Raw genomic sequence first — 22,733 nt, 5'->3', positions numbered from 1 at the left:
TCCCGGCTGCCGGGACCCGACCTCAGAAGACCTTGCCGGGGTTGAAGATGCCCTGCGGGTCCAGCGCCGCCTTGACCGCGCGCTGCATCGCCATGATCTGCGGGCCGAGCTCCCGGGCGGCGCCCGGCATTTTCAGCAGACCGACGCCGTGCTCCCCGGTGACGGTCCCGCCCAGGTCGAGGCATTCGTGGATGATGCGGTCGAACGCCGCCTGCGCCCGCTCGCGTTCGTCCTCGTTGTCACGCCCGGCCACCATCAGCGGGTGGAGGTTGCCATCGCCCGCGTGCGCCACACTGGCGATGGTGATCCCGACATCCTGCGAGATCTGCTCGATCCGGCGCAGCATCTCCGGCACGTGTTCCTTCGCCACCACGATGTCCTCGGTGAGCAGTGAACCCTTGCGCTCCATCGCCGGGTAGGCCAGTCGCCGGGCGGCCATCATCGCGTCCGCCTCCTCGGCATCGGCGGTCTCCGCGACGAAGGTGGCTGCCCCGGCTTCGAACGCCGCCATCATCTGGCGGGCGGCCCTCACGCCCGCCTCTCCCGGCTCGTCCACCTTGCCGATGAGCACCACGTTCGCCTCGGAGGCCAGTCCCATGCCAGTCATCTCGTCGACGGCCTCCAGGCAGATCCGGTCGACGATCTCCAGCGCCGACGGTGTCAGGCCGCGGGCCGCGACGTCGCGGACCGCGACACCGGCGTCCACGATGTTGTCGAAGTAGCCCAGCACGGTCCGGCCAGGATCGGGCAGCGGGCGCAGCTTGACGGTCACCTCGGTGACGATGCCGAGCGTGCCTTCGGAGCCGACATACAGGGCGGCCAGATCAAGGCCCGCGACCCCCTTGGCGGTGCGTCGCCCGAGGCGGACCACCTCACCGGTCCCGGTGACCACTTCGAGCCCGATCACATAGTCGCGGGTCACGCCATACTTCACGCAACAGACGCCGCCGGCGTTCGTGGCGACGTTGCCGCCGATCGTCGACCACGGTGAGCTCGCCGGATCCGGCGGGTACCAGAGCCCTTGCTCGGCAACGGTTTCCCGCAGGCGGTCGTTGACGACTCCGGGTTGCACGACGGCGATGCGCTCCAGCGGATTGACCTCGAGCACCGCATCCATCTTCGCCAGGCTGACGACCACGCAGCCGGCGATCGAGTTGGCACCACCGGACAGCCCGGTGCCGGCGCCACGCGCGACCAGCGGCACGTGATGCTCCAGCGCCCAGCGAACCGTCTCCCGCACGTCTTCAGTGCTCGTGGCCCGGACCACCGCCAGCGGCGCACTGTACGGCGCCCATTCCGCCTCGTCGTGCACGTAGGACGCGACGATGTCGGTGTCGGTCAGCACCTGGGAGCGGCCGAGCCGGTCGGTGAGTTGGTCGATGAGCTGACGGGTGGCGGGCATGCGCCTCACGCTAGTCGGCCGGCGGTAGCCAGCTCAGCGCGGGACGAGCGTCAGCCCGATCGCGGTGAAGAGGCCACCGGCGACCCGATCGATGGTCCGCTGCAGCCGTCGGTATGCCGCAACCACCGGCTGGGAACCGGCACACCAGCTGACCACCGCGAACCACGCGACGGCCATGGCCAGCATCACGGTCAGCACGACGACGCGGGTCGCCGCTGCCTCATGGCGTGGCATCAGCGTCGCGAACAGGGCGCCGAAGAAGACCAGTGCCTTCGGATTGGCCAGGTTGGTGAAGACGCCCAGCCGCCAATGCTTTCCGGCGCTCGGTGGTGTCGTCTCGGCAGCGCCCGTGGTGGTCTTGCGGGTGGCCCACAGCACGTGCACGCCATACCCGATCAGCAGCACCGCGCCGACGGTGCGCACGACGAGGTAGAGGTGTTCGTAGCGCGCCAGCAGCGCGCTGAGGCCGCACATCGCAAGAGTTGCCCAGCAGGCGATGCCGCACACGACACCGAGGCCCACCCGCAGCCCGGCGGAGCGCCCGTGCGCAGCTGAAGTTCGAAGCACGGCAAGGAAATCCGGCCCGGGACTGATCACGGCGACCAGCCAGGCGAGGAGCAACGGTAGGACAGCGAGCATCTGCATCACCCGATCATTGGAGAGGTCATGACGACGGTGGCATCGGCCGGCTCCGCGGCCGTGCGGTAGCAATGCGCCACGTCGCCGGGGAAGGCGAGCAGGTCGCCCGGCCCGAGCCGGGCCAGATCATCGCTCGGCCCGGCGGACAGTGTCCCGGAGGCGACCATGAGGTGCTCGAGCGTGCCGGTCGCATGGGGCACTCCCTCGAATGTCGTGTGTGCCGGCAGCCGCAGCCGCCAGATCTCGACCTGATGCCCACCACTCACCCGGCGCAGCATCTCCTGTTGTGGTGCGTCCGCGCCCGCCGTGGCCCGCACCACGTGTGGTTGCGTCGGGGCGGTCGGCACCAGCAGGTCGGTCAGCGGTATGCCGAGGGCGATCGCCACGGCGTCGAGGGTGTCGATCGTCGGGTTGGCCCGGCCCGACTCGAGGCCGGAGAGGGTTGCCTTGGACAGACCGGAGCGACGTGCCAACTCGGCTGCGGACAGGCCACGTTGTTCGCGGCGCAGGCGCAGTTGGGCGCCGACGGAAGTGGCGAGGGTGGAGGCCATATCGTTGAATATAACGAACGATTCGTTCGTTACGCAATGCGCAGCGGGCGGCGAACGACCTCAGTCCGGCTGGTGTTCCGGGGCGTCGGCGATCGCCTCTCGGATGACCGCCCACGCGATGGCGGACGAATATCCTTTGCGAGCAAGCATTCCGGCCAGTCGCCGGGCCTGCACCTGGGCGTCGAGGCCGTGCATGGCGCGCAGCTTCTTGGCGACCAGGGCGCGGGCGCGTTCCCGCTCGTCCTCGTCGTCGATGGTGTCGAGTTGCTCACGGATGACGTCGGCGTCGACACCCTTGCGACGCAGCTCCTGACTGATCGCCCGTCGGGCCAGACCGCGCCGCTCCTGCTGCGATCGGACCAGCGTCGCGGCGTAGGCGGCGTCGTCGACCAGGCCGACCTCCTCGAGCCGGTCGAGCACGGCCCTGGCCACCTCGTCGGTGCAGCCGCGTTGGCGCAGTGTGTCGGCCAGCTGTTTGCGACTGCGGGGCGCCGAGGCGAGTTGACGGAGCACGATGGTGCGCGCCACCTCGGAGGGGTCGGCGTCCGCTCCGGATGCGTCCGGTGGCGGCTCACGATCGTCGCGTGCCTGCCGGGCCGTGCGTCGCCCTCGTGCGCTGCCGGCGGGGTGTGCGCCGCGTCGAGGCGATCGGTGCGGCCCGTTCGCCCGCGGCCCTGCGCCGCCCGCGGCGCCGTCGCCGGATCGGTCGTGGGCCGATGAGCCGGCCCACGGACCGACGATGACATCGGCCGGATCGACAAAGTCGGGCGGCGAATCAGGTGCACTGTCAAAGGGATTCATGGATGCAACGAAGCTTCCCCTGTGGAGCGTCTGTCGTCATACGGGACAACGTCTCGGCCACCGAAACGCCCAGCTCGGTGGCCGAGACGAGGATCAGAAGTCGACCGCGGTGACGACGGGTGTGGTCTCCTCGGCCGGCTTGTCGGCTTGCGGGCCGACGCCGAGCTTTTCCTTGATCTTCTTCTCCAGCTCATCGGCGAGGTCCGGGTTGTCGCGCAGGAAGCCGCGCGCGTTCTCCTTGCCCTGGCCCAACTGGTCGCCCTCGTAGGTGTACCAGGCGCCGGCCTTGCGCACGAAACCCTGCTCGACGCCCATGTCGATCAGGCCGCCCTCGCGGGAGATGCCCTGGCCGTAGAGGATGTCGAACTCCGCCTGCTTGAACGGCGGGGACACCTTGTTCTTGACCACCTTGACGCGGGTGCGGTTGCCGACCGCATCGGTGCCGTCCTTCAGCGTCTCGATGCGACGCACGTCGAGCCGGACCGAGGCATAGAACTTCAGCGCCTTGCCGCCGGTCGTCGTCTCCGGCGACCCGAACATGACGCCGATCTTCTCGCGCAACTGGTTGATGAAGATCGCGGTGGTGCCGGTGCTGTTGAGGGCACCGGTGATCTTGCGCAGCGCCTGCGACATGAGTCGGGCCTGTAGACCGACGTGGCTGTCACCCATCTCACCCTCGATCTCGGCACGCGGCACGAGCGCGGCCACGGAGTCGACCACGATGATGTCCAGCGAACCGGACCGGATCAGCATGTCGGCGATCTCCAGTGCCTGCTCACCGGTGTCCGGCTGGCTGACCAGCAGGGCATCGGTATCGACCCCGAGCTTCTTGGCGTATTCGGGGTCGAGCGCGTGCTCGGCGTCGATGAAGGCTGCGATGCCGCCGTTGCGCTGCGCATTGGCGACGGCGTGCAGTGCGACCGTGGTCTTACCGGAGGACTCCGGACCGTAGATCTCCACCACGCGGCCGCGGGGCAGCCCGCCGATGCCGAGAGCGACATCGAGTGCGATGGCGCCGGTGGGGATCACATCGATCGGCGGACGGACGTCGTCGCCCAGTCGCATGACCGCCCCCTTGCCGTGCGCCTTCTCGATCTGGGACAGGACGGTGTCGAGCGTCTTCAGCTTGCTGTCACCGGCATTCGCCGTCTTTGCTGCCATGGTGCGGCACTCCTTCGGAGAGTTGTGGGGTGGGTCGCGTCCACCGGCGACCGTCCGCAGCTCGTCAGTGCAGGTCGAACTGTGGAACGTGTCAGACGCTAGGCCCCCGCACCGACAACCCGGCATCTGTCGTCCGTGCACTGTGGACAACGGGTCGTCGTTCGAGGACTTGTGGATGAGCCTAACGCAGTTTCCCGAACACTCGTACGAAGATCTTCGGCGTGGCGTGTCGCGGCGACCCGAGTCTCGAACGTCGAAGGTTGCGCACGCGCCAGCGGGGCATCAGGGGTGCAGATGGGCGCCCTTGAGGATCTTGTCGACGCCGTTCTTCGGCCCGTGCACTGCGATGCCGACGAGGTTCAGCTTCTCCGCCGGCACGTCGGCGGTCGTCGCGCGGTTGGCGGCGTCATACCCCGTCTTGAACATGTCCTCGGTATAGATCGCCGGCCGCAGGCCGCGGGAGACGGCTCGCGTGCGTGCATTCCGCAATTCCGCGACCCCGCCCTCGAAGACCAGCACCGGCATACTCAGCAACGGCAGGTAGGTGCCGCCGTCGCCGTCGCGATAGGGCTCGCCCACGAGTTCCGGATTCGCGGCCGCGATCCCGGCAGCGAGGAAGGCGGTGACGTTCATCCGCTGCCAGGCGGCCAGGTCGTCACAGAGCAAGATCGCGATCTTGGTCGCGAAGGGCGGTATCAGCAGGTCGGCGTGGTTCTCGTGATCCATGCCGCCATCGTGCGCCCGCCAGCAAACGCCGTCTTGTACGAAATTGACCGTCAGGCGACCGAGGCCTGATAGCTGCCGGGTGAGGTCTGCAACAAGCGCCGGAAGTGGCGATGGAAGTGCGCCTGGTCGTAGAAGCCGGTGGCCACGGCAACCGCCGCGGCCGGCTCACCGTCCAACAAGCGCCGCCTCGCCATATCGAGCCGGCGTCCCGTGACGTACCGATGAGGAGGTATGGCGAACTCCTTCGTGAAGGCGCGGATCAGGTATGCCGCACTCACGCCGAGCAGCGTCGCCAAGTGCTCGACCGCCGGCGCACCCACCGGATCAGCGTCCAGGATGTCGCGGGCCTGTCGAGCGATCCATGCACGACGCGGCGCATCGACCCGATCGCCTGACGGGCGGCCGCCCAGATGCCACCGCAGAGCATCCGCAACGAGTGCGAGATGCGACTCGGCCGCCAGACGCTCACCGGCCGACAATGCATGGTCCAATCGCGAAACCGACTCTCGCAACGACGAATCCAACACAAGTGGCGAGTCGACGCACGGACCGATCAACCCTTCCGGCAGCACCGCCTACTCAAGATAGACGACCCTCTTGCGGAACCCTCTCGACGACAGCGGGTGACCGTCGTGAGTGACGTGCGGGGGCAACAACGTGACACCTATCCCGGCATCGGCGCGGTCGCGATGCCGGTCCACGTCATAGCCGATGAGGCCGTCGTCGACGATGAGCACGGTCCACGCGTCGTGCGTGTGTACCGGGTAGCTGTGGTCCGCCCAGGATGCGTGCAGCACTTCGCGGATCCCGGCCACGCCGGGATCCCACGCGCGGACCCGGTCCGCAGCAACTGCCGCCATACTCACGAACCTACCGACGCTGCTCCTACTCCGAGCGGATGACCGTCAGCCGTCGCGACGCTCACGGATCGGTATGTCGCGGCCCAGCCGGCGCTCCTCGGGGATCTGCAGGTCGACGCAGATCGCCTCCCAGATCTCGCGTGGCTTCACGCCATCGGCGAGCGCCTCGTCGGCCGTCCGGTTGCCCAGGGTCTGCAACACGTGGCTGTTGCCGAGCACGGCGGCGTATGCCGACCCGAACTCGTCCGTCATCAGCCGGCGATACTCCGAATGCTTCACCCGACCAGGGTAAGTGCCGCTGTCACCGCTGGATGCGAAGCTAGGACTTCGATGACCGATGACGTCCTGGATCGCTTCTCCCCTGCCACCCGCGCGTGGTTCGAGGGGTCCTTCAGCGCGCCCACGCCGGCCCAGTCCGGGGCCTGGGATGCCATCAGCAACCGCGACCACACCCTGGTCGTGGCGCCCACCGGTTCGGGCAAGACGCTGTCGGCGTTCTTGTGGGCGATCGACCGGATGGCGGCGACCCCGGCGCCCGAGGAGGCGCTCCGGCGCTGCCGGGTGATCTATGTGTCGCCGATGAAGGCGCTCGCCGTCGACGTCGAACGCAACCTGCGGTCGCCCTTGGTCGGCATACAGCACGCGGCCGACCGGCTCGGGCTGCCGCAGCCGGACGTCACCGTGTCGGTGCGGTCCGGCGACACGCCTGCTATCGAGCGGCGGGCCTTCGCCAAGCGCCCGACCGACATCCTGATCACCACTCCGGAGTCACTCTTCCTGCTGCTCACGTCCGCGGCTCGCCAGGCGCTGTCCGGTGTCGAGACGGTGATCATCGACGAGGTGCACGCCGTCGCCGGCACCAAACGTGGTGCGCACCTCGCTCTGTCCCTGGAGCGGCTGGACGCCATACTCCCCCGGCCCGCACAGCGCATCGGGCTGTCGGCGACCGTGCGCCCGGTCGAACAGGTCGCCCGTTATCTCACCGGCGGGCGTCCGGTGACGACCGTGCAGCCGCCGGCCGAGAAGTCGTGGGATCTCGAGGTCGTCGTGCCGGTGCCCGACCTCACCCAGCTCGGCCGGGTGGCCGACGACCTGACCGAACCGGCTTCCGATCCCGTCGAGCGGGCATCCATCTGGCCGCACGTCGAAGAACGCATCGTCGACCTCATCGCACAACACCGGTCGACCATCGTCTTCGCCAACTCGCGTCGGTTGGCCGAGCGACTGACCACGCGGCTCAACGAGATCTGGGCCGAGCGCACCGATTCCGCCTCGGACCTGCACGAAGTCTCGCAGGGTGGTGCGGGGTCCCCGCGAAGTATCGGAGCGAGGAACGAGCGGAGAACTTCCTCGGGTGCCGGGGCACCGGCGCAGGTGATGGCGCAGGCCGGACAGAGCTCCGGAGCCCCCGCGGTCCTCGCCCGAGCCCACCACGGCTCGGTCAGCAAGGAACAACGCGGCGAGATCGAGGACGCGCTGAAGTCCGGCCGGCTGCCGGCGGTGGTCGCGACGAGTTCACTGGAGCTCGGCATCGACATGGGCCTGGTCGACCTGGTGATCCAGGTGGAGTCCCCGCCGAGCGTCGCCAGCGGGCTGCAGCGCGTCGGACGGGCCGGCCACCAGGTGGGTGCCGTCAGCCGCGGGGTGCTCTTCCCGAAGTTCCGTGGCGACCTGGTGCAGACCTGCGTGGTGGTCGACCGGATGAAGGCCGGGATGATCGAATCCCTTGCAGTGCCGAACAATCCGGTCGACGTGCTGGCACAGCAGATCGTCGCCATGTGCGCGTTGGACGACTGGTCCGTCGAGGACCTCGAGCAGCTCGCGCACCGCACCGCGTCGTTCGCGAGCCTGCCGCGCAGCATCCTGGAGTCGGTGCTCGACATGCTCGCCGGCCGCTACCCGTCCGAGGACTTCGCCGAACTGCGCCCGCGCATCGTGTGGGACCGCATCACCGGCACGCTGAGCGGGCGACGTGGTGCCCAGCGCCTCGCCGTCACCAGTGGCGGCACCATCCCGGACCGCGGCCTCTACGGCGTCTTCCTGGCGACCGGGGAGGGACCGGGGCGGCGCGTCGGCGAGTTGGACGAGGAGATGGTCTACGAGTCACGCGTCGGCGACGTGTTCACCCTGGGCACCACCAGCTGGCGCATCGAGGACATCACGCACGACCAGGTCCGCGTGACGCCCGCCCCGGGACAGCCGGGCAAGCTACCGTTCTGGCGCGGCGACTCGCCCGGGCGACCGCTCGAACTCGGCACCGCCGTCGGCGGTTTCGTCCGGGAGCTCATCGCGTTGCCGGAGGACGCTGCTCGCGCCCGGGTCGCCCGCACCGGCCTCGACCAGTGGGCGGCGGACAACCTCTTGGCCTACCTTCGCGAGCAACAGGAAGCGACCGGTCAGGTCCCGCACGACAAGGCGATCGTCGTCGAACGCTTCCGCGACGAGCTGGGTGACTGGCGCGTCGTCGTCCATTCCCCGTATGGCGCGCCGGTGCACGCACCCTGGGCGCTGGCCATCGCGGCGCGGATGCGGGAGCGTCTCGGTGTCGAGGTGCAGGCCATGCACGGCGACGACGGCATCGTCCTGCGACTGCCGGACTCCGATCCCGACACCGATGCGTCGGCGGCCGCCCAGCTGCTCGAGTTGATCGTGCAGGACCCGGACGAGATCGCCGAGATCGTCACGTCCGAGATCGGTGGATCTGCTTTGTTCGCAGCGCGCTTCCGCGAATGTGCGGCGCGCGCCCTGCTTCTGCCGCGCCGCAATCCGGGACGTCGGCAGGCGCTGTGGCAGCAGCGTCAGCGGTCCGCCCAGCTGCTCGAGGTCGCCGCCCGTTTCCCGTCCTTCCCGATCGTCCTGGAAGCGGTGCGCGAGTGCGTGCAGGACGTCTTCGACGTGCCGGGTCTGGAGCAGCTGATGCGCGACATCACGGCCCGGCGGATCCGGGTGGTGCAGGTCGACACCGCGACCCCGTCACCGTTCGCCACCAGCCTGTTGTTCGGGTATGTCGCCCAGTTCCTCTACGAGGGTGATTCCCCGCTGGCCGAGCGGCGCGCCGCGGCACTCGCACTGGACCCGTCGCTGCTGGCCGATCTGCTCGGCTCCGGCGAGGGAGCCTCCTTGCGCGACCTGCTGGACGCCGAGGTGGTCTCCCAGGTCGAGGACCAGCTGCAACGGCTGGTCCCCGAGCGACACTGCCGCGACGCCGAGGACGTCGCCGACCTGGTCCGGGTCCTCGGCGTGCTCACCCGGCAGCAGATCGAGCAGCGCACCCGGCAGGAATGCCGCGGGCAGGTCGCCGCGTGGTTGCGGGAGCTGGTCGCCGCCCGCCGGCTGATCGAGGTGCCGTGGGCCGGGGGCACCGGTCATGCCGCCATCGAGGACGCCGCCCGGTTGCGCGACGCGCTCGGCGTGGCGTTGCCCGCCGGCATACCGGCGGTGTTCCTGGAGCCCACCGATGACCCGCTCGGCGAACTGGTGGTCCGCTTCGCCCGCACGCACGCGCCGTTCCCGGCGACCGAAGCCGCCGCAGCGCTCGGCATCGGCCGGGCCGTCGCGCACGACACGCTGCGCCGCCTGGTGACGTCCGGCCGCTTGGTCGAGGGTGAGCTGAGACCGACCGAGCTGGGCGGCGGGGTGCACGGCATCGACTACGCCGACCCGGAGGTGCTGCGCACCATCAAGCGTCGTTCGCTGGCCTCACTGCGCGCCGAGGTGGAGCCGGTGCCGGCGCAGCAGCTGGCGTCCTTCCTGCCGCAGTGGCAGGGCGTCGGGGGCGGACTGCGCGGTGCCGACGGCCTGCTGCGCGCGGTGGAGCAGCTGTGCGGCGCACGCGTGCCCGCGAGCGCCCTGGAGACGCTGATCCTGCCCGAGCGGGTGACGGCATACCACCCGGGCATGCTGGACGAGCTGATGGCCGGTGGTGAGGTGCTCTGGCAAGGGCACGCGGCCCTGCCCGGCGACGACGGCTGGGTGTCGCTGCACCTTGCGGACACAGCGCCGCTGACCCTCGCGATGCCGGACGACACCATCGACCTCACCCCGGCCCACCAGCTGATGCTGGCCGCGCTCGACAGCGGCGGTTCGTTCTTCTTCCGGGCGCTGGCCGACGCGGTCAACGCGACGGACGCGCGCACCGGCGACGCCGAACTGCAGTCGTACCTGTGGGATCTCATCTGGTCGGGCCGGGTCAGCGGTGACACGTTCGCTCCGGTGCGTGCCCTGCTCGGGGGCGGACGCACCGCTCACAAGGCACGGGCGCAGGGTCCGCGACAGAGCCGGCACGGCCGGATCGGTGGACTGCGCGGCTCGCCGGGCGGCCTCGGGCGGCCGGCGTCGGCCCTGCGGACCGCGCCGCCGTCGGTCTCCGGCAGGTGGTCATTACTGCCGCAACCGGAGGACGACCAGACCGCGAGGGCTTTCGCGCTCGCCGAGGTGTTGCTCGACCGGCACGGGATCGTCACCCGCGGCGCCGTCCAGGCCGAGTCCGTCACCGGGGGGTTCGCGACCGTCTATCGGGTGCTGGCCGCTGCCGAGGAGACCGGGCGGGTCCGCCGTGGCTATTTCGTCGAAGGCCTGGGCGCCGCCCAGTTCGGCAGCGCCGGTGCGGTCGACCGGCTCCGCGCGGCCGGCCACACCGTGCCGGCGCCACGCAATCCTTGGGATGTCGCTCCGGTCGCACCGCAGACGGCGTTCGTGCTCGCGGCGGCCGATCCGGCCAACCCGTTCGGTGCAGCGCTGCCCTGGCCGGACCGTGAGATCGAGGGTGCCGAGCACCGGCCCAGCCGCCGCGCCGGCGCCATGGTGGTGCTGGTCGAGGGTGCTCTCGTGCTCTACGTCGAACGAGGTGGCCGCAAGGTGCTGACATTCACCGACGACGGCGCGGGCCTGGCCGCGGCAGCCGCGGCGCTGGCCCGGACCGTGGTGCTGCCACCGGACAGCCGCGGGACGCCGCGGCTGCGCGGGCTCACCGTCGAGGGCATCGACGGCAGGCCGGCGCTGGGTTCCGATCACCCGCTGGCACACGCGTTGACCGACAACGGCTTCCACGTGTCGCCGAAGGGCCTGCGCATCCGCCGCTGAGACGATGCGAGACGCGAGGAGGTGTGATGCCCGAGGGTGACGCGGTCCGCCGGGCCGCGGCGCGACTCGACGATGCCTTGCGCGGGCAACCGCTGATCGGTTGCGAGTTGCGCTGGCCGTCACTCGCCGACCGTTCCCTGCACGGGATGACCACGCTCGAGGTGGTCAGCCGCGGCAAGCACCTGTTGCACCGCTTCGACTCCGGTATGACGCTGCACAGCCACCTGCGCATGGAGGGCCGCTGGCGAGTGCGGCGCACCGCGGAGATCACCCCGGCCGCGGTGCGCAGCAGGGCGATCCGGGCGTTGCTCGCGACCGATCGCTGGACGGCCGTCGGTTACCGGTTGGGCGTGCTGGAGCTGTTGGCCACCCGGGACGAGCGCCGGGTGGTCGGCCATCTCGGCCCCGACCTGCTCGGCGATGACTGGGACGCGGTGGTGGCGGCGGCGCGGCTGCGCCGGCAACCGGCGCGAGCGATCGGTGCGGCCCTGCTCGATCAGCGCAACCTGGCCGGCCTGGGCACGATCTGGACGACCGAGACACTCTTCGCCGAACGCATCTCGCCGTGGACCCAGGTCGGTGCCCTGCCGGACGACGCGCTGGACGGTGTGCTGCAGCGCGCCCACCGATTGCTGTCCGTCGCCGCGGGACACGAGCAAGCCCTCGCGGCATACGGACGTGCGGGCGAGCCGTGCCCGCGCTGTGGGCGTCTGCTGCGGCAGGGACCCATCGGTGACCCGCCGGAACAGCGCACGCTGGGCTTCTGCCCCGCCTGCCAGACCGGCTGAGCCACGCCGGCAGCGAGCCGGATTGGACCGGCCGACTCAGGCGGCGGAGGACACCACAGCCGACGGGTCGGGCACCGGCAACGGCACCGGCGCGGCCACGCCCTCTGCGGCGGCCAGTCGCCGGGAGACACTCAGCAACGCCTCCGACATCGGCACTCCGAGGGCATCGCACACGGCTGCCAGCAGCTCCGAGGATGCTTCCTTCTCGCCGCGCTCGATCTCCGAGAGGTAACCGAGCGACAACTGCGCGTCCTGCGCGACCTCGCGCAGGGTGCGGCCCTGCTCCCGACGGACACCGCGCAGCACATCACCGAGCTCGCGACGGAGCAGAATCATGGCGCCTCCCAGTGACATCGACGGTTGCTCATCGTGGATCCAGCTTAACGCCCGCCGCCGACAACCGTTCGGTGCGGCAGGCGGAAATGCCGGCCACCTGGTACAACCGAGGGCCGCGTGCCGACATTCCGATGTGCGGCTGCGCACAGCTGCCCACTCCCGTTCCTACCGGCCGCCCACTGCACAGTGCGCCAGCAGCTCCAGCACCCGGACCACCGTCTGCTCACGGATCGCCCCGCGGTCACCGGTCAGGTCGAGCATGCGCACCTCGTCCAGCGGCACGCCGGGCGCGTCGTCCCAGGCCACCGCGACGAACACCCGCCCGACGGGGACGTCGTCCTGCGGATCGGGCCCGGCCACACCGGTCGTGGCGATGCCGTGGGTGGCGTCCAGCAGCCGTCGTACCCCGTGCGCCATCTGACGGGCCACCTCGGCCTGCACGGCACCGCCGGCGCGCAACAGCTGGGCGTCGACGCCCAGGACGCTCGCCTTTACGTCCGTGGCGTATGACGTCACGCTGCCGCGCACCACCGCGCTGGCGCCCGGCACGGCGGTGAGCGCAGCGCACACCAGCCCGCCGGTGAGTGACTCCGCGGCGGCCACGGTGTCGCCGCGACGCGCCAGGTCGGCGATCAAGGCATCGGTCTGCATTGCGGTGTCACTCCCTTCGCCGGGCGGCGCGGCGGGCCCGCCGCTGGCGCGAACGCTCGCTGTTGCGGCGCAGCCGGATGGCCCGGAAGACGTAGTCGACACCGGTTGCCACCGTGACCGCGAGCGCGGCCAGCATGACGACCCAGGCGATCACGTCGAACCAGCCATCGATCGGCAACAGGAACAGTCCGATCGCGATCGCCTGCAGGAACGTCTTGAGCTTGCCGCCGCGGCTGGCCGGCAGCACACCGTGCTTGATCACCGACAGGCGCAGCAGCGTGATCCCGATCTCGCGCACCAGGATGACCCCGGTGACCCACCAGGGCAGTCGCCCGATGATCGACAGCCCGACCAGCGCCATCCCCATGAGCGCCTTGTCGGCGATCGGGTCCATCATCTTGCCGAAATCGGTCACCAGCCCGCGGGACCGCGCCAGATCACCATCGATGCGGTCGGTGATCGACGCGATCGCGAAGACCAGCACCGCACCGATCCGATAACCCGTGTCGTGACCACCGCGCGTGAGCAGCAGCCAGCCGAAGACCGGCACCAGCACGATCCGGAACATCGTCAGCGCGTTGGCGATGTTCCAGTTGCTGACACCCGTGCTCGGCGCGGACGCCGGATCGGGCATCGGCGGTGCGATGACCGGCTCACCCGCGGCGCGGCGGCGTTCGAACTCCGCCCGCCGCCGCTCGAACTCGTCGCGCGCCTCGGCCTTGCGTCGCTCGAACTCCTCGCGGGTGTGGGCGCGGCGCCGGGCGGCGTCGTCCGGAGCCGCAGCACGACGCTCACGGCGTTCGGCGCCGGTCATACAGGTCGTGCCATCAGGTCGATGCCGAGCGTGCCGGTGACCCGCGCGGTGACGATGTCGCCGATCGCGACGCCGCCAGGCTCGACCTGCAGGATCGTTTCGCCGTCGACGTCCGGGCCCTGTTGGCCGGCGCGGCCACGCACCTCCCCGTCATCGGCGTCGGCGGTGCCGTCGGACTCGACCAGCACCTCGACCGTTTCACCGATCCGGTCCGCGGCACGCTGCTCGTTCAGCTGCTCCGCCAGCGTCTGGAAGTGCGCCAACCGCGTGGCGACCTCGCGCTCGGGAAGCTTGGCGTCATACGTCTCGGCCTCGGTGCCGTCCTCGTCGGAGTAGCCGAACACGCCGACGACGTCGAGCTGTGCCTCGATCAGGAAGCTCTCCAGCGCGGCCAGGTCCGCGTCGGTCTCGCCGGGGAAGCCGACGATGACGTTGCTGCGGATGCCGGCGTATGGCGCCCGCCGACGCACCTCCTGCACCAGCTGCAGGAACGACTCGCGGTCACCGAACCGCCGCATCCGGCGCAGCAGCGGACCACTGGCGTGCTGGAACGAGATGTCGAAGTAGGGCACCACACCGGGCGTCGAGGTCATCACGTCCAGCAGGTCGGGGCGGATCTCCGCGGGCTGCAGGTAGGAGACACGGACGCGCGAAATGCCTTCGACCGCAGTGAGTTCGGGCAGCATCGTGTCGAGCAGTCGCAGGTCGCCCAGATCCTTGCCGTAGGACGTGGAGTTCTCCGAGACCAGGAACACCTCCCGCACGTCGTGCTGTCCGAGCCACCTGGCCTCGGCGAGCACGTCGGCCGGGCGCCGGGACACGAACGCGCCGCGGAAGGAGGGGATCGCGCAGAATGCGCACCGCCGGTCGCACCCGGAGGCGATCTTCAGGGGCGCCCACGGACGGCCGTCGAGCCGGGCCCGGATGACGCGTGGCGACGATGCCGGCGAGGCGATGTCGACGTCGTCGGGCCGGCGCAGGTCACCGTGGCCGGGTGTCGCGACGTCGGAACCTTGGCGGTCCACCGGACTGATCGGCAACAGTTTGCGACGGTCCGACGGTGTGTGGGAGGCGGGCGCGTGACCACCCAGGACCGCCCGCAAATGGCTGGACATGTCGACATACGAGTCGAATCCGAGCACCGCGTCGGCCTCGGGGAGTTGGGCGGCGAGCTGCTCGCCATACCGCTCGGCGAGGCAGCCGACCGCGACGACCGCCTGGGTGCGGCCGTGCTCCTTCAGGTCGTTCGCCTCGAGGAGGGCGTCGATCGAGTCCTTCTTGGCCTGCTCCACGAAGCCGCAGGTGTTGATGACTGCGACGTCCGCGTCGGCCGCGTCGTCCACCAGCGTCCACCCCTCGCCGGCGAGCCGGCCGGCCAGTTCTTCGGAGTCCACCTCGTTGCGAGCGCAGCCCAATGTGACCAGAGCGACGCTGCGGGATTCCATGGACCCAACTGTATGGGACGGCCGGTGCGGCACCGCGCTTGCGTGATGTGATGGCGGGTATGGCGAACACCGACACCTCCCCCAGCCTCGACCGCGTCCGTGACCTGCTGGCGAAGCACCCGTTGATCGACGGACACAACGACCTGCCGTGGGCCGCCCGTGACCTGGTGCGCTACGACTTCGACAAGCTGGATCTGGAGGCGGGCACCGCCGACCGCACCCACACCGACATCGCCCGGCTGCGCGAAGGATGCCTGGGCGGACAGTTCTGGTCGGTCTACGTGCCGTCCAACCAGCCCGGCAGCGAGGCGGTCACCCAGACCCTGGAGCAGATCGACGCCGTCCACCAGCTGATCGGCCGCTGGCCCGAGACGTTCGGCCTGGCGCGCACCGCGGACGAGGTGGAGTCGGTCTTCGCCTCCGGCCGGATCGCGTCGCTGCTCGGCGCCGAGGGCGGCCAGTCGATCGACAGCTCGCTCGCCACACTGCGGATGCTCTACGTGCTGGGCGTGCGCTACATGACCCTGACGCACAACGACAACAACCCGTGGGCCGACTCGGCCACCGACGAGCCGGTGCACGACGGGCTCTCGCGGTTCGGCGTCGAGGTGGTGCGGGAGATGAACCGCATCGGCATGCTCGTCGATCTGTCACACGTCAGCGCCGACACGATGCGCGCGGCGCTGGCGGCCTCGGAGGCACCAGTCATCTTCAGCCACTCCTCTGCGCGGGCGGTGTGCGACTCTCCCCGCAACGCTCCCGATGACGTGCTGGAGACGTTGCGGGACAAGAACGGCGTGATCATGTCGACCTTCGTCCCGCCGTTCGTGTCGCAGGCGTGTGCCCAGTGGCGCACCGACGCCGGTGAGGCCGCGCGGGACGCGGGCGTGGCGCCCACGGATGTGACGGCGTTCCAGAAGTTCTGCGACCAGTGGGCGCAGCGGCACCCGATGCCGGTCGCCACCCTCGACGACGTGATCGCGCACTTCGTGCACATCCGCGAGGTCGCCGGCATCGACCACCTCGGCGTCGGCGGCGACTACGACGGCGTTTCGGTGCTGCCCGAGGGCATGGGCGACGTGTCGTCATACCCGAAGGTCTTCGCGGCGCTGGCCGACCTCGGCTGGTCCGACGAGGACCTGGCCAAGGTGGCCGGCGGCAACGTCCTGCGGGTGTTGCGCGACGCCGAAGCGGTCGCTCGGGACCTGCAGCAGACCCGTGGCCCCAGCGTCGCGACCATCGAGGAGCTCGACGGCTGATCGCGGATCCCGGCTTGTCAGGAGTGCGCCCCACCGCACTCTTGACATAGCCGCGATCGTCAGTGCCGGCCCAGCCGGAAGTAGGTATGGCGAACCTGCGCCATGAAATCGGCTGGCGCCAGCCGCAGGCCCAGCACCGGGATGCGTATGACGTTCTCACCAGCGACGACCCTGTCGTTCTGGCGGAGTGCGTCGTCGATCGGGTTGAGCGCGAGCGCGTGATGCCCGCCGTCGATCTCGACGACCAGACCCACCTCGTCCCAGGCGACGTCGAGGTACAGCCGCCCCCTCGGGCCGTTGCGAATCGCCTGCCGACTGGGTGCCGGTAGCCCGGCTCGGCGCGCCATACCGGCGAAGTCCAGCTCTCCGAGCGAGTGTGCGCCGTCGGTGACGTCGCCGATGACAGCCGCCAGGAACGCATGCCGCCTCGATCTCTCGACGCCGCTCCACGCCAGCTGCAGTCGCGCCGTGGTGGTCAGCCGCTGCTGCAGGGGCAGACAGATGAGCAACGCGGCCTGCCGGTCACTCACCCCCCACTGCGCCGCGTGGATCATGGCAGGTTCCACCGCTACTCGAGGCACGCCAACCTTGAACCAGCGGCCGGCCGCGACCTCGCCTGCGTATCCCGAACCGGTCGATGCCGTGCTGCGCCAGCGCCAACCGGTGCACCACCCCACCGCACTCAGCTGCCAGTTCGGCGGCGATGACGCGGCGTTCGGCGCCATACATCAACGGACGACGGACGACGTCATGGCGGATCGGTGCGGCGCTCATCGGAGGATCCTCGCGAATTCGCAGCTGCGCCGTGACGGGCCTGTGGACAACCAGGTTCGGATCAGCTCGCGCTATGTCAGCAGTGCGTCCCACCGCACTCTTGACATAGCCGCCGGCCGCCGCCCAGCCGGCCGTCAAGAATGCGTCAAGACCCGCAAAGACGGCATCAACACGGCGGATCCGGCCGGAACACCGGCGAACGCTGGGATCCATGACCGAATATCTCGTCGCGGGCGGCATCGCGCTCGCGCTTCTGGCGTACCTCGTCTACGCCCTCGTCCGCCCGGACAAGTTCTGATGAGCGAACCGGTGAGCGGCCTGGTGACCATCGCCGTCCTGGTGGCCGCCCTCGCGCTGGTGCACGTCCCACTGGGCGATCACATGACTCGAGTCTTCAGCAGCGACAGGGATCTCGCCGTCGAACGGCTCTTCTACCGCGTGAGCGGCGTGGATCCCCGGTCCCAGCAACGCTGGTCACGGTATGCCGTCTCGGTGCTGGCCTTCTCCGCGGTGAGCCTGGTCGCGCTGTGGGCACTGTGCACCTTCCAGGGCCGGCTGCCGCTCGACCGCGGTGCCGCCATGGACTGGCACACCGCGGTCAACACGGCGATCTCCTTCGTCACCAACACGAACTGGCAGAGCTACGCCGGTGAATCCGGCGCGAGCGTGGTGGTCCAGGCGCTGGGGCTGGCCGTGCAGAACTTCATGTCGGCAGCCGTCGGCATCGCGGTCGCCGTCGCCCTCGTCCGCGGCCTGGTCGCCCGCCGGACCGGTGTCATCGGCAATTTCTGGGTCGATCTGACCCGCGGCACGGTGCGGATGCTGCTGCCCATCGCAGTGCTCGGCGCCGTCGTACTCCTCGCCGGCGGCGTGGTCCAGGATCTCGCCGCGCCGCAGGTGGTCGACACCCTCGCCGGCGGCCACCAGACGATCGAATCCGGCCTGGTCTCGAGCCAGGAGGCGATCAAACTGCTCGGCACCAACGGTGGCGGCTACTTCAACGCCAACTCCGCCCATCCCTTCGAGAACCCCAACGGCTTCACCAATCTGGTCGAGATCTTCCTCATCCTGCTCATCCCGTTCTCACTGCCGCGCACCTACGGCCGACTGATCGGTGACCAGCGCCAGGGGTATGCCGTCCTCGGCTTCATGGCGTTCCTCTGGGCGGCGATGCTGACCGTGATCACCTGGGCCGAGCAGAGCGCGGCGACCGCACCGACCGGAGCGATGGAGGGCAAGGAAGTCCGCTTCGGGGTCTGGGGATCGGCACTGTTCGCCAACTCCACCACCGCCACGTCCACCGGGGCGGTCGACTCGTGGCACGAGTCCTTCAGTCCCGTCGGCGGCGGTGGTGCGCTCACCAACATGCTGCTGGGCGAGATCGGCCCCGGAGGCGTCGGCTCCGGACTGTATGGCGCATTGGTCGTCGCGATCCTCGCGGTCTTCATCGCCGGCCTGATGGTCGGACGCACACCCGAGATCCTCGGAAAGGCGGTGGGCCGCAAGGAGATCACCTACGCCGCCCTCTACTCCGTCACCACTCCCGCGCTCGTCCTGCTGGGCACCGGAGCGGCCCTGCTGGTGCCGAGGGCACAGCACGCGGTCCTGGCGACCGGACCGCACGGCCTCACCGAGCTGCTCTACGCCTACGCGTCGGCAGCCGGACCCGACCCGGCCGCGTTACCTGCTGACCGATCCCGGCCAGGGTTACCGCTTCACCGGCTGACCGGCTTGCGCCGCATCGCGTGCACGATGAGCAGCACCAGTGCGGCGATCCAGCCGAACAACACGCCCCACAGGACGCCGACGTTGAGATCGGTCTGCCACACGGCCTCGGATGAGGAACCCTGCCGGGCGATCGCGCCGGCCACCGGACGGGCAACGCCGCCGGCGATCACCGTCGTCATCCAGGCCGCGAGGAACAGCGCGAATCCCCCGTTGCCGGCCCGCGTCGACATCGCCGCCGCCATCATCAGCAGCACGGTGATGACCAACACGATCAGCACCCCGACGACGAACGCGGTGGACAGATCGCTGCCGCCGCCGGACGGCCACGGCAGCAGATCCATCCGGTAGGTCACGAACCCCGGCAGCTTGCGACTGTCGATGCTGGAGTGGTTTCGCAGGATCTGGTAGGCGCCGAACGACGTCGCCACCGCGATGAGCGTCGCCACCACCGCGCCGACGATGGCGGCCGGGAAACCGCCGGATCCACGGTCCGCCGGCAGCATCGGTGCGCCGTATGCCGGCGGTCGTTGCTGCGCCGGCGCCGGCCGATAGCCGCCGGACGGCGGGGCGTAACCACCGCCCGCGGGCGGATAACTCCCGGAGGCACGCGCGTCACGTGCCGCCGGTGGGGCGTCGAAGACCGCCGTGTCGTCGCTACGGCCCGCGTCCCGGGGCGGCCCGATCGATCCGGCCGCCGGTGGACGGTAGGGGTCCTCGCGGCGGATCTCCTGGGTGCGGTCGTCCACGTCATGGGGACGACGGTTGCTGTCTCTGGTGTCGTCGTGGTCGCTCGAGTGGTCGCTCACTTCGCCCTCCGCGGGTTCGGGGTCATCCGGCTGGCGTGGGAACCGCGCCCGTGATCAGTCGCGCCGATCCGTCAACTGCCACGCGTCCTCGCTCTCCCCGGAGTCCCCGGAGACGCCGTCGGCCGCCGCGTCGTACGGCTGCTCGGCCGCGGGCGGGTCCTCACCGCGCAACAGCGCCAGCGTCGTCGGCAGGTCGTCCGGCTTGACCAGCACGTCACGGGCCTTGGAACCCTCCGAGGGACCCACGATGCCGCGGCTCTCCATCAGGTCCATCAACCGGCCCGCCTTGGCGAAGCCGACGCGCAGCTTGCGCTGCAGCATCGAGGTCGAACCGAACTGGCTGTTGACCACCAGCTCGGCCGCCTGCAGCAGCAGGTCGAGGTCGTCGCCGATGTCCTCGTCGATCTCCTTCTTCGGTGCCGTCACCTGCACGTCGTCGCGGTAAACCGGCTTCAGCTGCTGCTTGACGTGCGAAACCACTTCCTGCACTTCGGTTTCGGTGACCCAGGCACCCTGCACGCGCATCGGCTTGGAGGCACCCATGGGCAGGAAGAGCGCGTCGCCCTGGCCGATGAGCTTCTCGGCGCCGGGCTGGTCCAGCACGACGCGGGAGTCGGCCAGCGAGGAGGTCGCGAACGCCATACGCGACGGCACGTTGGCCTTGATCAGACCAGTGACGACGTCGACCGAGGGGCGCTGCGTGGCCAGCACCAGGTGGATGCCGGCGGCACGTGCGAGCTGGGTGATGCGCACGATCGACTCCTCGACGTCGCGCGGCGCCACCATCATCAGGTCGGCGAGCTCGTCGACGATCACCAGCAGGTAGGGGTAGGTCTGCATGACGCGTTCCGAACCCGGCGGCGGCGACACCTTCCCGGCCCGGACGGCCTTGTTGAAGTCGTCGATGTGCTTGAAGCCGAAGGCGGCCAGGTCGTCATACCGGGTGTCCATCTCGCGGACGACCCACTGCAGTGCCTCGGCGGCCTTCTTCGGGTTGGTGATGATCGGGGTGATCAGGTGCGGGATGCCTTCGTATGCCGTGAGTTCGACCCGCTTGGGGTCGACCAGCACCATGCGGACCTCGTCCGGGGTGGACCGCATCATGATCGAGGTGATCATCGAGTTGACGAACGAGGACTTGCCGGCGCCGGTCGCACCCGCGACGAGCAGGTGCGGCATCTTCGCCAGGTTGGCGATGACGTAGCCGCCCTCGACGTCCTTGCCGACGCCCATCACCATCGGGTGGTCGTTGCCGCGGGCCGCACCGCTGCGCAGCACGTCACCGAGGCTGACCTTCTCGCGGTCGGTGTTGGGGATCTCGATGCCGATCGCGGACTTGCCGGGGATCGGCGAGAGGATCCGCACGTCCGCGGAGGCCACGGCATACGCGATGTTCTTGGACAGTGCGGTGACCCGCTCCACCTTGGTGCCCTGGCCGAGCTCCACCTCGTAGCGCGTGACCGTCGGCCCTCGGCTGAAGCCGGTGACCTGGGCGTCGACGTCGAAGGAGTTCATCGTGTCGGTCAGCGCTTCGACCACTCGGTCGTTGGCGGCCGACCGCGCCTTGGGTGGGGTGCCGGGCTTGAGCAGGTCGTTCGCGGGCAGCGTGTAGGTGACGTCCCCGGCCAGCTGGAGCTGCTCGACCCGCTGGGGCAGCGGCGTGGTGGGCGGCGCCTGCAGCGGCGGGCTCATCGCGATCGACTCCGGCGGCGTGCCGGTGGTGCCGGGCAACGGCATCGCCCGGTCGGTGCCGGCCGGCTTGCCGGCGCCCTTGGCCGGCTGCTTCTCGTCGACGTCGTAGACCTCGTCGCTGCCCGGGTCCTTCTCACCGGGGCGCAGGACGCGGCCGCTCTTGGTCCGCCGCGGCGCGACCGTGGCGGCCTGCTCGAAGGCCTCGTCGCCGTCCAGGCTCGGGTCGTGCTCGCCGTCCGCCGCCACCTTGCGGCGGCGCTTGCGTTTGCCACCGTCGATCTTGTCACCGTGCAGGTCCTGGGCGACCGCGTCGACCGGCTGGTCGTCGTCATACGACCCGCCGTGCTCGAAGAGCCGGGCGCGCAGCGTCGCCAGACGCTCGGGGATCATCGTCACCGGAGTCGCGGTCATCACCAGCACGCTGAACAGCCCGAGGATCAGCAGCAGCGCCATCGCGCCGGCCGTGTGCACGGCGGCCACCAGCGGACTGCTCGCGAGGAAGCCGATGATGCCGCCCGCCCCGCGCAGGGCGTCGGTTTCGCTCGGTTGGGGAATGCCCTTGGCGATGCTGGTGCCGCCACAGACGGCGATGGCGAAGAGCGCGAGACCGACCATCACGCGGTTGGTGGCCTGGTCGCCGCGCGGTGAGCGCATCAGGTGCACGCCGATGAGCACGAGCACGAGCGGCATCACCAGCGCGCCGAGTCCGAACGTCCCGGCGACGATCGCGTGTATGACGTCACCGGCCGCACCGGTCAGCCCCCACCACTCGCGGGCGGCGATGACGACGGCCGCGGCCAGCAGGGCGAAGCCGAGACCGTCGCGCCGCAGTTCCGGCTCGAGGTCACGGGCGGAATGACCGACCCGGCGCGCCGCGCCACCGGCGACGTGGGCGACGCCCATCCAGGTCCCGCGGGCGGCGCGCAACGGCAGCGGCAGCCCGCCGCCGGACGGCTTCCCCCCGGCCCGCGCCTTCGCACCGGTGGCCTTCTTGGCCGGCGGGCGCGTCGAAGTGCGGCCCGACGCGGGGCGCGACCGGGCGCCGGATCCGGATTTGCTCCGGGTCGCGCGCGCGGTCGTGGTCGACGAGGACGGACGGGTAGCCACGAAAACACCGTACGCGACAGCCCCATGAGCCCCATGCGAAACACGCCGCGCACGAGGCAGCGGCGTTCCCACTCCTCGGACGGCGTTGGCGCGTTCGTCGGCCGTCCGGCT

Annotated in this window: 21 protein-coding genes; 5 read left to right on the top strand and 16 right to left on the bottom strand. The window is 70.1% G+C overall.

All coding sequences use genetic code 11. The features are described 5' to 3' along the window. Nucleotides 1–22: 22 nt before the first annotated feature. The 9 genes from ACYVBN_RS03555 to ACYVBN_RS03515 all read right to left on the bottom strand — a co-directional run bounded on the left by ACYVBN_RS03555 (nt 23) and on the right by ACYVBN_RS03515 (nt 6,419). Nucleotides 23–1,402, bottom strand: coding sequence for an FAD-binding oxidoreductase (locus tag ACYVBN_RS03555; RefSeq protein WP_460599301.1), 1,380 nt, complete (start codon nt 1,400–1,402; stop codon nt 23–25). 33 nt (nt 1,403–1,435) lie between these two features. Then, nucleotides 1,436–2,047: a LysE family translocator gene (locus tag ACYVBN_RS03550; RefSeq protein WP_440281304.1), complete on the bottom strand. Its 612-nt coding sequence runs from the start codon at nt 2,045–2,047 to the stop codon at nt 1,436–1,438. After that, nucleotides 2,047–2,592, bottom strand: a complete 546-nt coding sequence (locus ACYVBN_RS03545; RefSeq protein ID WP_460599300.1) for a helix-turn-helix domain-containing protein — start codon at nt 2,590–2,592, stop codon at nt 2,047–2,049. The genes ACYVBN_RS03550 and ACYVBN_RS03545 overlap by 1 nt, the downstream gene beginning before the upstream one ends. Nucleotides 2,593–2,652: 60 nt before the next feature. Continuing rightward, entirely contained in the window at nt 2,653–3,393 is a 741-nt protein-coding gene (locus tag ACYVBN_RS03540) for a regulatory protein RecX (protein WP_460599299.1), read from the bottom strand. Nucleotides 3,394–3,486: 93 nt separating this feature from the next. Further along, on the bottom strand, nt 3,487–4,554 hold the full coding sequence (gene recA / locus ACYVBN_RS03535; RefSeq protein WP_440281301.1) for a recombinase RecA: 1,068 nt from the start codon (nt 4,552–4,554) through the stop codon (nt 3,487–3,489). Nucleotides 4,555–4,836: 282 nt separating this feature from the next. Further along, complete coding sequence (locus ACYVBN_RS03530; protein WP_460599298.1) at nt 4,837–5,280, bottom strand: DUF2000 family protein; 444 nt, start codon at nt 5,278–5,280, stop codon at nt 4,837–4,839. Nucleotides 5,281–5,330: 50 nt separating this feature from the next. Next, on the bottom strand, nt 5,331–5,771 hold the full coding sequence (locus tag ACYVBN_RS03525; RefSeq protein WP_460599297.1) for a helix-turn-helix transcriptional regulator: 441 nt from the start codon (nt 5,769–5,771) through the stop codon (nt 5,331–5,333). A gap of 84 nt (nt 5,772–5,855) precedes the next feature. Further along, a complete protein-coding gene (locus ACYVBN_RS03520) occupies nt 5,856–6,140 on the bottom strand; it encodes a cupin domain-containing protein (protein WP_460599296.1) in 285 nt (94 codons plus the stop codon). Nucleotides 6,141–6,185: 45 nt separating this feature from the next. Continuing rightward, nucleotides 6,186–6,419 carry a DUF3046 domain-containing protein gene (locus ACYVBN_RS03515; protein WP_460599295.1) on the bottom strand — a complete coding sequence of 78 codons (234 nt, stop codon included), beginning with the start codon at nt 6,417–6,419 and terminating at the stop codon, nt 6,186–6,188. Nucleotides 6,420–6,470: 51 nt separating this feature from the next. On the opposite strand from ACYVBN_RS03515, the gene ACYVBN_RS03510 reads away from it, so the two are divergent. Both ACYVBN_RS03510 and ACYVBN_RS03505 read left to right on the top strand, forming a co-directional pair. Continuing rightward, on the top strand, nt 6,471–11,222 hold the full coding sequence (locus ACYVBN_RS03510; protein ID WP_460599294.1) for a DEAD/DEAH box helicase family protein: 4,752 nt from the start codon (nt 6,471–6,473) through the stop codon (nt 11,220–11,222). Nucleotides 11,223–11,248: 26 nt separating this feature from the next. After that, on the top strand, nt 11,249–12,010 hold the full coding sequence (locus tag ACYVBN_RS03505; RefSeq protein WP_460599293.1) for an Fpg/Nei family DNA glycosylase: 762 nt from the start codon (nt 11,249–11,251) through the stop codon (nt 12,008–12,010). A gap of 36 nt (nt 12,011–12,046) precedes the next feature. Here the strand turns inward: ACYVBN_RS03505 and ACYVBN_RS03500 are convergent, their stop codons facing one another. From ACYVBN_RS03500 to rimO, 4 genes are all read right to left on the bottom strand, one after another. Then, nucleotides 12,047–12,346: a helix-turn-helix domain-containing protein gene (locus ACYVBN_RS03500; protein WP_440281292.1), complete on the bottom strand. Its 300-nt coding sequence runs from the start codon at nt 12,344–12,346 to the stop codon at nt 12,047–12,049. Between the two features lie 165 nt (nt 12,347–12,511). After that, nucleotides 12,512–12,997 (bottom strand): CinA family protein, encoded by a 486-nt coding sequence (locus ACYVBN_RS03495; RefSeq protein ID WP_460599292.1) that lies wholly within the window; start codon nt 12,995–12,997, stop codon nt 12,512–12,514. Nucleotides 12,998–13,004: 7 nt separating this feature from the next. Beyond that, the gene (pgsA, locus tag ACYVBN_RS03490) at nt 13,005–13,811 is read right to left on the bottom strand and encodes a CDP-alcohol phosphatidyltransferase family protein (RefSeq protein ID WP_460599291.1); all 807 of its coding nucleotides are present in this window, start codon (nt 13,809–13,811) and stop codon (nt 13,005–13,007) included. After that, entirely contained in the window at nt 13,808–15,256 is a 1,449-nt protein-coding gene (gene rimO, locus ACYVBN_RS03485) for a 30S ribosomal protein S12 methylthiotransferase RimO (protein WP_440281289.1), read from the bottom strand. Before rimO ends, pgsA begins: the two co-directional genes overlap by 4 nt. A 59-nt stretch (nt 15,257–15,315) precedes the next feature. Between rimO and ACYVBN_RS03480 the strand changes: the two genes are divergently transcribed. Then, nucleotides 15,316–16,515: a dipeptidase gene (locus ACYVBN_RS03480; protein ID WP_460599290.1), complete on the top strand. Its 1,200-nt coding sequence runs from the start codon at nt 15,316–15,318 to the stop codon at nt 16,513–16,515. A 59-nt stretch (nt 16,516–16,574) separates the two neighbouring features. Here ACYVBN_RS03480 and ACYVBN_RS03475 read toward each other — a convergent pair whose 3' ends face one another. Then, nucleotides 16,575–17,069 (bottom strand): hypothetical protein, encoded by a 495-nt coding sequence (locus tag ACYVBN_RS03475; protein ID WP_460599289.1) that lies wholly within the window; start codon nt 17,067–17,069, stop codon nt 16,575–16,577. Continuing rightward, the gene (locus tag ACYVBN_RS03470; RefSeq protein WP_460599288.1) at nt 17,038–17,289 is read right to left on the bottom strand and encodes a hypothetical protein; all 252 of its coding nucleotides are present in this window, start codon (nt 17,287–17,289) and stop codon (nt 17,038–17,040) included. The genes ACYVBN_RS03475 and ACYVBN_RS03470 overlap by 32 nt, the downstream gene beginning before the upstream one ends. A gap of 211 nt (nt 17,290–17,500) precedes the next feature. Here ACYVBN_RS03470 and kdpF point away from each other — a divergent pair, with 211 nt between their 5' ends. Together kdpF and kdpA are read left to right on the top strand one after the other, a co-directional pair. Continuing rightward, nucleotides 17,501–17,587 carry a K(+)-transporting ATPase subunit F gene (kdpF, locus tag ACYVBN_RS03465; protein WP_440281326.1) on the top strand — a complete coding sequence of 29 codons (87 nt, stop codon included), beginning with the start codon at nt 17,501–17,503 and terminating at the stop codon, nt 17,585–17,587. Beyond that, on the top strand, nt 17,587–19,365 hold the full coding sequence (gene kdpA / locus ACYVBN_RS03460; RefSeq protein WP_460599287.1) for a potassium-transporting ATPase subunit KdpA: 1,779 nt from the start codon (nt 17,587–17,589) through the stop codon (nt 19,363–19,365). Before kdpF ends, kdpA begins: the two co-directional genes overlap by 1 nt. Nucleotides 19,366–19,877: 512 nt before the next feature. Here kdpA and ACYVBN_RS03455 read toward each other — a convergent pair. Further along, entirely contained in the window at nt 19,878–22,418 is a 2,541-nt protein-coding gene (locus tag ACYVBN_RS03455) for an FtsK/SpoIIIE family DNA translocase (RefSeq protein ID WP_460599793.1), read from the bottom strand. Nucleotides 22,419–22,733 lie beyond the last annotated feature (315 nt).

The sequence above is a fragment of the Flexivirga lutea genome (genome assembly GCF_054778955.1).
The sequence above is the reverse complement of the archived record's forward strand: the minus strand, read 5'-3'. Positions and strand labels throughout refer to the sequence as shown.

Bases quoted from the DNA above. Each gene is read 5' to 3' on its own strand.
- ACYVBN_RS03480 (WP_460599290.1), top strand. From the start codon at position 15,316: ATGGCGAACACCGACACCTCCCCCAGCCTCGACCGCGTCCGTGACCTG.
- ACYVBN_RS03540 (WP_460599299.1), bottom strand. From the start codon at position 3,393: ATGAATCCCTTTGACAGTGCACCTGATTCGCCGCCCGACTTTGTCGAT.
- ACYVBN_RS03470 (WP_460599288.1), bottom strand. From the start codon at position 17,289: ATGAGCGCCGCACCGATCCGCCATGACGTCGTCCGTCGTCCGTTGATG.
- ACYVBN_RS03510 (WP_460599294.1), top strand. From the start codon at position 6,471: ATGACCGATGACGTCCTGGATCGCTTCTCCCCTGCCACCCGCGCGTGG.
- ACYVBN_RS03545 (WP_460599300.1), bottom strand. From the start codon at position 2,592: ATGGCCTCCACCCTCGCCACTTCCGTCGGCGCCCAACTGCGCCTGCGC.
- kdpA (WP_460599287.1), top strand. From the start codon at position 17,587: ATGAGCGAACCGGTGAGCGGCCTGGTGACCATCGCCGTCCTGGTGGCC.
- ACYVBN_RS03530 (WP_460599298.1), bottom strand. From the start codon at position 5,280: ATGGATCACGAGAACCACGCCGACCTGCTGATACCGCCCTTCGCGACC.
- ACYVBN_RS03505 (WP_460599293.1), top strand. From the start codon at position 11,249: ATGCCCGAGGGTGACGCGGTCCGCCGGGCCGCGGCGCGACTCGACGAT.
- ACYVBN_RS03455 (WP_460599793.1), bottom strand. From the start codon at position 22,418: ATGGGCGTCGCCCACGTCGCCGGTGGCGCGGCGCGCCGGGTCGGTCAT.
- ACYVBN_RS03550 (WP_440281304.1), bottom strand. From the start codon at position 2,047: ATGCAGATGCTCGCTGTCCTACCGTTGCTCCTCGCCTGGCTGGTCGCC.
- ACYVBN_RS03475 (WP_460599289.1), bottom strand. From the start codon at position 17,069: ATGATCCACGCGGCGCAGTGGGGGGTGAGTGACCGGCAGGCCGCGTTG.
- ACYVBN_RS03495 (WP_460599292.1), bottom strand. From the start codon at position 12,997: ATGCAGACCGATGCCTTGATCGCCGACCTGGCGCGTCGCGGCGACACC.
- ACYVBN_RS03555 (WP_460599301.1), bottom strand. From the start codon at position 1,402: ATGCCCGCCACCCGTCAGCTCATCGACCAACTCACCGACCGGCTCGGC.
- rimO (WP_440281289.1), bottom strand. From the start codon at position 15,256: ATGGAATCCCGCAGCGTCGCTCTGGTCACATTGGGCTGCGCTCGCAAC.
- ACYVBN_RS03520 (WP_460599296.1), bottom strand. From the start codon at position 6,140: ATGGCGGCAGTTGCTGCGGACCGGGTCCGCGCGTGGGATCCCGGCGTG.
- recA (WP_440281301.1), bottom strand. From the start codon at position 4,554: ATGGCAGCAAAGACGGCGAATGCCGGTGACAGCAAGCTGAAGACGCTC.
- ACYVBN_RS03500 (WP_440281292.1), bottom strand. From the start codon at position 12,346: ATGATTCTGCTCCGTCGCGAGCTCGGTGATGTGCTGCGCGGTGTCCGT.
- pgsA (WP_460599291.1), bottom strand. From the start codon at position 13,811: ATGACCGGCGCCGAACGCCGTGAGCGTCGTGCTGCGGCTCCGGACGAC.
- kdpF (WP_440281326.1), top strand. From the start codon at position 17,501: ATGACCGAATATCTCGTCGCGGGCGGCATCGCGCTCGCGCTTCTGGCG.